Origin of the sequence: Mesorhizobium sp. M7A.F.Ca.CA.001.04.2.1, from assembly GCF_003998485.1 — a bacterium.
GTDB lineage: Bacteria > Pseudomonadota > Alphaproteobacteria > Rhizobiales > Rhizobiaceae > Mesorhizobium > Mesorhizobium ciceri.
This window is the reverse complement of the sequence record NZ_RZQT01000209.1, coordinates 1-7,361: the sequence shown is the minus strand read 5'-3', so window position 1 is coordinate 7,361 and position 7,361 is coordinate 1. Positions and strand designations below refer to the sequence as shown.

Sequence of the window (7,361 nt, the reverse complement as noted above, 5' to 3'; positions counted from 1 at the left end):
GGGATGATGTTCATCAGGAAGCTGGTCACGGACTGCTCGTGAGCCGTGGCCACATAGCCCTTAACGGCTTCGACATCGAGCGAGGCCGGATCGATGTTGAGGCCGGCGCCAGGCTGAACGATATTCGCGACAATCAGCCCGACAACGAGTGCAAGCGTCGAGAAGGTAAGGAAATAAACCATCGCCTTGGCGGCAACTCGGCCGACCTTCTGCAGATCGCTCATGCCGGCAATGCCGGTCGCAATTGTCAGGAAGATGACAGGTGCGATAATCATCTTGATGACTTTGATGAAGGCATCGCCGAGCGGCTTCAGGCTTTGGCCGGTTTCCGGATAGAGGTAGCCAATTGCGGCTCCAAGGACCATGGCGGCAAGTACCTGCACGTAGGTCCGGGCAAAATGGCGCTTGCGGGGCGCTGCGATCGCGCGGGGGACTCTTGGAACCAACATCGTTTCTCTCTCCCTGACCGGATCGGGGTGGGGGCTCCTCCTTCTCCCATGCTGCGCTCCGGTCGAGCGCTGCTGTCATCTCGGAGCAAGTGCCGTGCCAACTGGACGCCTGTCCCGTCCAGCGAGATTGGTGCAGTTGCGCACTGGAACCCTCCACCTTGCCGGAATTCTGCACTCGAGGCTCGCCAAAGATCGCGTCTGAGGAAGTGCTTCATCAGAGAGGGAATTGACCAGGTCGCCTTGCGCCCGTGCCCTTTGATGTTCGCCGCAGATCGACTGCCGGTTGCCTTGGTGACTTTGGTTTGTCAGTTTTGGAACGGAATGCGCGCAAACTGCAGGATATCCTACACGCCCATCAGAGCACGCGGTACAAGCGATTAAGCGTAGGAGCGCATTGAATCTCCGAGGTCAAAAAATCTTGAATAAGGTCCGCGTGCGAAGTGAATCCGCAACTCGTCAAAGTTCTCCACCGTTTGATCAAGCGGTCGCGTTTCCTGGCGCTGCAAGATGGCGTTATCTGATGGCTCAAGCGCTGGAACGCCCAGGAAATCCCAAACCGCTCCCAAGCATTGGGCAGGTTCGTGAAGTAGGCTCTCGTATTCCATTACAAGCAGGTTGGTCGACGTGAAGGAGTCCATAACGCGAGCGTGAAAATCGTCGGCGGCTTTGAAATAAGCCTCACAGTCGGCGATTGACAACCTGACGCTCGGTGGCCGAGCGGTATCGTTGTCCGAGCTGAACTTCAGCCACTGACCGCTTTCCCTGGCCTGCACAAAGGATCGGAGCGATTCCAATACGTTTCGGCGAACAACGAGGATGACCTTGAGTGCTGGCCAACGAGCTAATTCCGCAAAGAATGCTGGACGCTCGCGAAACTGAGGTTCATTGATCTTGCAGCCAAGATGCGTCACATTCTTGTAGTCGCGCATAGGGCAGCGCACATAGGCAAGCTCAAGAAGCTCGCGATCCGTGCCTAGCAGGCGATCCGTGCTGGGCCAATTGGGATCATATTCGTTTAGCAACTCACCGTTACTCAGAACGGTCGGATGCTCGTTTAGCAATTCTTCTAAATAGTGTGTTCCGGTCCTTGGCATAGCAAGGATCACAAAAGGCTCAGGAGTTGGTTCGTTGTGGGTCATTGCATGTGTATCCAACTAAATAATGGCCGCGACGGTCTGGGGACGCGCACAAGAAGCTTGGCTGCTATCGCTTGAACGCTCCGGGTGGGTCCGCGCGCCTCACCACCCAGCCTGTACTCCGAGGTGTGGTCGCGAAGATGGGCGCGTGCCTGCAGCGGCTGGGTGGCGCCCGGCTTCGGCGTTGTTGTACCACTCGCGATTCCTGGCACACGCATGCCTCCGGGCCGCTGGGGGCAGTTTGCAATCCGGCATTGCGGACCTCCTTCTCGTTGATGGGCGTAGGTAAGCGTCAACGCATTAGTCGTCGATGAAACAGTCCAGCCGACAGAAAAAAAGGCAATACAGCGAACATGCAAAGTGCGCCTATATGCAGCCCTACATTGTCGCCCAGGCGGCCGAGCATCACCGGACGGATTAGATCGATAGAATTCGCCAGCGGCGAGAAGGCCGCAATCTGCTGAAACACTCCTGGCAATTGGCCGACTGGAAAAACCGCGCCCGAAAGGAACAGCATGGGTGTGATGACAAGCGTCTGATAGAAAATAAAATAGTGATAACTGGGCGCGAGCGCGATGACGAGCATGGCCAGGCTCGCAAAGGCGAACCCGGTGAGAGCGATGACCGGCAGCACGTAGAGAACCGACGTCCACGCGGCATAACCTAGCGCGGCGGCAACAATCGCAATTGTCGTACCGGCCAGAAAGGCCTTTGTGGCTGCCCAGGTCAATTCACCGAGAACGATGTCGCCGAGGGTAAGTTGTGTGTGCAGCATTGCTTCCCAAGTGCCCTGATCGCGCATTCGACCGAAAACCGCGTAAATTGTTTCGAAGGTTGATGCTGTCATCGCGCTCGTCGCAACCATGCCGGCTGCCAGAAAGGCGATGTAGGATGCACCTTCGATGCGGCCTACCAACAGTCCAAGGCCAGTGCCGAGCCCGAAAAGGTAAATCATCGGATCAGCAAGGGTGCCGAGCATTGAAGCAAATGCCACCTTCTTCCATGCCAGATGATTGCGGCGCCACACCGCGATCCAGTTCCAGGCGTTGGCGGGTAGAGCGGCCGCAAAACGTTCACCCATTGCTCACTTCTCCATCTCACGTCCGGTTAACCTCAAGAAAACGTCCTCCAGACTGGGTGGACGCTCTAGAATACGCAGACCCGCTCGACCGCGAAGCTGGATGCGCACATCCTCCGGCTCAGGCGCATAGCAAAAGAGCGTCTCGCCGCTTACCTCGACACGCTGAACGTACGGTCTGATCAGCGAAATCAGCTCCTGTGGATTGCCGCCGAAGATCTCGATCACGTTGCACCCAATGTACTCGTCGATCAGCGCATGAGGACTGCCCTCGGCGATCTTGCGTCCCCGCTCGAGAACACACAGCCGATCACAAAGCCGCTCAGCCTCTTCCATGAAATGGGTGGTCAAAATGATCGTTTTTCCGCTCGCCAGCAGGAAACGAAGTCGCTCCCAGATCAGATGGCGGGCATGCGGGTCGAGGCCGGTCGTGGGCTCATCCATCACAAGCAACTGGGGGTCGTTGATCAGAGCACGTGCCAGCGTCAGGCGCCGCTTCATCCCGCCGGATAGCAGGCCGACACGTGAATCCGCCTTGCTCTCAAGGCGAGCGAACTCGAGGAGCCGTGGGATGACGGCGTTGATCTCTCTTGTACTCATGCCGAAGTAGCGCCCGAACACCAACAGGTTCTCGCGTACCGTAAATTCCAGGTCGAGATTGTCGAACTGCGGGACCACGCCTATGCCCTTGCGGGCCAAGCGGCTGCGTGCCGGCACTGGTAGACCGAGGACTGTTATATCACCCGCGTCAGGCCGGGTCATACCGAGGAGCATACGCGCAATCGTGCTCTTGCCTGCGCCGTTCGGCCCCAGCAGACCGAAGCACTCTCCCGATGCAACGGTGAAGGACAGCCCGTCCACAACGAGCTTGTTTCCGAATAATTTGGTTACGCCGGTAAGGTCGATTGCTACATTGGACATGCGTCTATCTCAAGCGGAATGAGTCCGATTGGCCACCGGCAGCTTACTTGCGAATTCTGGTTCAGAGCAGGCCACCGCCTTGAGATGGCACCTTTGGAAAGTCGCGGCCGGAGCGACGCGTGTATCGCTTCCGCCAAAGAATAACGTCAAGATGCCACGTGTCGCTTCCAGATAGTTCCCGTTCTGACCATAGGTAACTCGAAAGCTTCACCCCGTGTCGACTGACACAACTTACTCGGTCACTCGGCGCTGCAAGGCCGTCAGACTTCACCAGCTGTGAGCGAAAGATCTGCAGTATGAAGTGACTCCGCAATTCCAGAATTGCCCGCAGCATTTGCTCCGGCAAGCGGCATCGCGCTTGTGATTTCCTTTGTGCTCCTGTTGGGCAGGGGAACACTTTTACGCGACAGCCAATCGCTATTGCTCAATGTACACAGGGCGTAAGCCTTCAAGGGGATCAACAGGAATATCCTGATTAACGCGTGCATTGAATAGCCGATGAATCGAAGCTGCCGAGTGCGGAAAGATAACACCGTAGATCTGATTATGGTCATCGTGACAATAGCCAGCACCGTCCACCAATTTACTGTATGTGAAAATAGTAGCTCACCGAGCGCCGTTACTACCGCGATGCCGAGCAACAATGGGCCGAGATTCTCTCCCATCACATCCAAAGTTAGATAGCGATCCAGGCCACGCAGTAGACCTCGCGCAAGCATCGTGTCCCGGAAGGTGCTTCGTGCCCAGCGGAGTTGTTGGCGCAAATAAGGTCCCATCTTGTCCGGAACGACTGTCGCCGCGACGGCACCTGGAACGTACTCGGTTCGAAAGCCTGCTTTCAGCATGAGGATCGTAAGATGACGGTCTTCACCGAAGTCGCTTGGTTTCCCCCTGAACAGCTGCGTCTCGTATTGATCCAGCAGAGAAAGGAGACAAGACCGGCGGTACATTGCACATGGGCCGCAGCAGCACATGACCGCACCAAAGCGACCTTGCGCCGCGCGCTCCTCATTGCAAGCCAGCCAGTATTCCATATCGATCAATCGGGTCAACCAAGTGTCGCTGCGGTTGTATGCCGTCAGCTGGCCCATGGCCGCTCCGACCATGGAATCCCGCATTTTTACTGCAAGCTTTGTGATGACGTCGGACGCAAGTGTCGTGTCAGAGTCGACGCTGAGCACGAAATCTCCAGATGAGCGGCGGATGGCGGCGATCTGCGCCTTGCGTTTGCCAACATTCTCGCGGAGCAGAATGAAATTGAATCTCGGGTCGCCCTCGTAGGCGTGATGTACCGGGATGACGGCATTACGATTTCCAGAACCGTCGTCAACCAGATAGACCTGAAATGTTCCGGCGTAATCTTGATTTGCAATGGAAGCTAAACACGCCGCGAGTGTGCGCGGGTCCTCATTGTAGCAGGGGATAATGACATCCACGCTCGGCCAACGGTCGGATCCGAACAAGCTTTCCGACGGCGGCGTAACATTTTCCGGTTGGGAGTAGACCGCTTGCATGCCTCTGTAAACAGTCGAGAGCACCGCATAAGACGAAACGGCAACAGTACTGGCTGTGGTGAGAAGGTCCATAGGATCTCTGTTTGTTCAGGGGTGTTGAGGAAGTGATCGGATTACAAATCCGCGGCCGTGCAATTCTGGAATTAGGCGTGACAACGCTGTCACCGTCTGGTCGCGCAGACTGGCTTGATTGCCTGGTTGCAATTCGTCGGGAGCGCACCCGTCGTGCAACAGCACGATTGCGCCCGGCCGGATATCGGCGAGCACTCTGTCGACGATGGCGTCAACGCCGGGGCGAGACCAGTCGCGTGGATCAATGGACCAATGGACGGGCGTCAATGCCGCACCCGCTGATGCAGCGATTACTTCTTCGGTCCAGATGCCATACGGTGCACGAAAGTACCGAACCATGGCCTGCGGGCAAGCCATCCCTATGACTCTGTTTGCCTCAACTATCTGGCAGTCGACTTCGACGGACCCGCATTTGGCCAGGTCCGGATGAGTCATCGTGTGGTTGGCTATACCGTGCCCGTCTGTAATAATTCGGCGAACGAGTTCCGGCTCGTCGGCCGCGTAGGCCCCAACAACGAAGAAGGTCGCCGTCACCTGATGTTGCGCCAGCACATTGAGTATCTGCGGTGTGAAAAATGAATTGGGACCATCGTCAAACGTCAGATAGACGCTGCGCTCTGCAGTGCCATCGGCATTGTCACTCTGCCCTTCGCATATGTAGTCCAGAGGCTTCATAGTTCCGGACCGTTCCGGTCGATCAGGGTACCGGACGGCCACTCGTCCATCGAGCGTCCGATCGGCGAAACCAACACGAGTACGTCTTCCAGGCGCGTGGGCGGCAGGTCGGGATGCACATCTGGACGGGTCGATCGTACGCGAACGCCCGACACAATGTTCGCGAGGCCGGCTCTGCAGAATCTTTCGACATGGTTTCGCAGCGCGTGCCGAACCGTGCCGAAAGCGAATGGAACACCCAACTGATGGAGCACTGGGTACGCCACGCGCATCGAAAAACCGATTCCGAGCCCTTCAAGATCCGGACGAACCGCGTACAGGCCCAATTCAGCGACGATCAAGTCGACCTCGCCAACTTTGATGAAGCGCCGCAGCATGCCGATGTGAGCCGCTACCCCATGCGCGTCGTAGCCGATTGCGCGGAATTCCGGCCTCGCGCCGGCCCAACTGCGGCCGCCTTCGAATGGCTCCGCGTTGAAGGCGCCAGTCCGTCCATAGGTCTTTCGAAAAAAGTCGGAGAGTTCGACATGGTCGGCCAGTTGCAGCTCATTTTCCCAGCACAACTTCCAATCGACATTCGGGCGCATGGAAGACCTCACCTTGGAGCTGTCTGGTTGAGATAAATGTTCAAGCATTGGTTAAATAATTGGCATCGCACCAACGGGGCGTAACTTGTGGAGACCGCCGAAAGACCAAGCCGTAATGCAGATGCGACTGACTTTGTGCGCCCCGCACACCAGATGATGCTCATCGGATCCAACGCAACCATGGGAACTACCTATCTTTCCAACTTGAAGCGCCTCTATGGGACCTGCAGCAAAAACGGTAAAATCCTTTGTTTAGATGAAAGGTATCCACGCTTTGGATAACTGGGCGAATGCGTTCCATATGGCTGGTCAATTATCGTCGTCACGCTCGAGGCACTTCTGACGAAGCGCAAAGCTCACGCCCGCGGCACGCGCGGCCGTTGCCGGGCCGCGCGATTATCTCCGTAAGAGCCGAGCGGAGCTCAGACACGACGATTGATCAGAATCTGATTCGCGGGTTCAGTATCTCTTTCGTGTATCCAGCTCTGGGCTGTCCTTTGGCGGGAGTTAGGTTCGCCCAGGTTCTGAGCCTGGGGCGTCGGCCCGTTCGCCGCACAGGCTCCTTCGCACATCGTCGAGGCCGAGAAAGAGGGGGCCACACAGCTCCCCCTGTACTTTCCACCACCCGACACCAGCGCTCACCCAGGGCGCCGGCCTTGCTCACCTCAACGGATAGCGCACTCGCGCCGCTTCACGATTAAAAGAATTCTACAAGCAGATGCCTGTTTGATCGTGAGACGTCCGCTGCCAATTCCCGCATCGCAGAGGCAGCCAATAGCGCTCGCTTCACATAGTGGTCCGGCAAGCAGCTAGATACGACAGGTGACCTCAAATGAGGCGTCTTGCATGGCTTCTACACCTGCCTGAATGCCAGAACTGCGTTCGTACCGCCCATGGCGAAGGCGTTGCTCATGGCGACGCGCACCTTG

Annotated in this window: 7 protein-coding genes; all 7 read right to left on the bottom strand. The window is 57.0% G+C overall.

The features are described 5' to 3' along the window. Positions 1-449, bottom strand: a 449-nt coding sequence (locus EN955_RS32965) for a cation:dicarboxylase symporter family transporter (RefSeq protein ID WP_127223546.1), incomplete at its 3' end; no start/stop codon positions are given. Positions 450-826: 377 nt separating this feature from the next. Further along, entirely contained in the window at positions 827-1,588 is a 762-nt protein-coding gene (locus tag EN955_RS32960) for a sulfotransferase (RefSeq protein WP_024505871.1), read from the bottom strand. A gap of 289 nt (positions 1,589-1,877) precedes the next feature. Beyond that, a complete protein-coding gene (locus EN955_RS32955) occupies positions 1,878-2,666 on the bottom strand; it encodes an ABC transporter permease (RefSeq protein WP_024505872.1) in 789 nt (262 codons plus the stop codon). Positions 2,667-2,669: 3 nt separating this feature from the next. After that, positions 2,670-3,584, bottom strand: a complete 915-nt coding sequence (nodI, locus tag EN955_RS32950; RefSeq protein ID WP_024505873.1) for a nodulation factor ABC transporter ATP-binding protein NodI — start codon at positions 3,582-3,584, stop codon at positions 2,670-2,672. Between the two features lie 260 nt (positions 3,585-3,844). Further along, positions 3,845-5,170, bottom strand: coding sequence for a chitooligosaccharide synthase NodC (gene nodC / locus EN955_RS32945; RefSeq protein ID WP_032899868.1), 1,326 nt, complete (start codon positions 5,168-5,170; stop codon positions 3,845-3,847). Between the two features lie 15 nt (positions 5,171-5,185). Further along, the gene (nodB, locus tag EN955_RS32940) at positions 5,186-5,845 is read right to left on the bottom strand and encodes a chitooligosaccharide deacetylase NodB (RefSeq protein ID WP_024505874.1); all 660 of its coding nucleotides are present in this window, start codon (positions 5,843-5,845) and stop codon (positions 5,186-5,188) included. Beyond that, the gene (locus EN955_RS32935; protein ID WP_024505875.1) at positions 5,842-6,432 is read right to left on the bottom strand and encodes a NodA family N-acyltransferase; all 591 of its coding nucleotides are present in this window, start codon (positions 6,430-6,432) and stop codon (positions 5,842-5,844) included. The genes nodB and EN955_RS32935 overlap by 4 nt, the downstream gene beginning before the upstream one ends. Positions 6,433-7,361: the final 929 nt, after the last annotated feature.

What these genes read in the sequence shown, in the direction of transcription:
- nodC (WP_032899868.1), bottom strand. Translation starts at nt 5,170, where the DNA reads ATGGACCTTCTCACCACAGCCAGTACTGTTGCCGTTTCGTCTTATGCG.
- EN955_RS32935 (WP_024505875.1), bottom strand. Translation starts at nt 6,432, where the DNA reads ATGCGCCCGAATGTCGATTGGAAGTTGTGCTGGGAAAATGAGCTGCAA.
- EN955_RS32960 (WP_024505871.1), bottom strand. Translation starts at nt 1,588, where the DNA reads ATGACCCACAACGAACCAACTCCTGAGCCTTTTGTGATCCTTGCTATG.
- nodI (WP_024505873.1), bottom strand. Translation starts at nt 3,584, where the DNA reads ATGTCCAATGTAGCAATCGACCTTACCGGCGTAACCAAATTATTCGGA.
- nodB (WP_024505874.1), bottom strand. Translation starts at nt 5,845, where the DNA reads ATGAAGCCTCTGGACTACATATGCGAAGGGCAGAGTGACAATGCCGAT.
- EN955_RS32955 (WP_024505872.1), bottom strand. Translation starts at nt 2,666, where the DNA reads ATGGGTGAACGTTTTGCGGCCGCTCTACCCGCCAACGCCTGGAACTGG.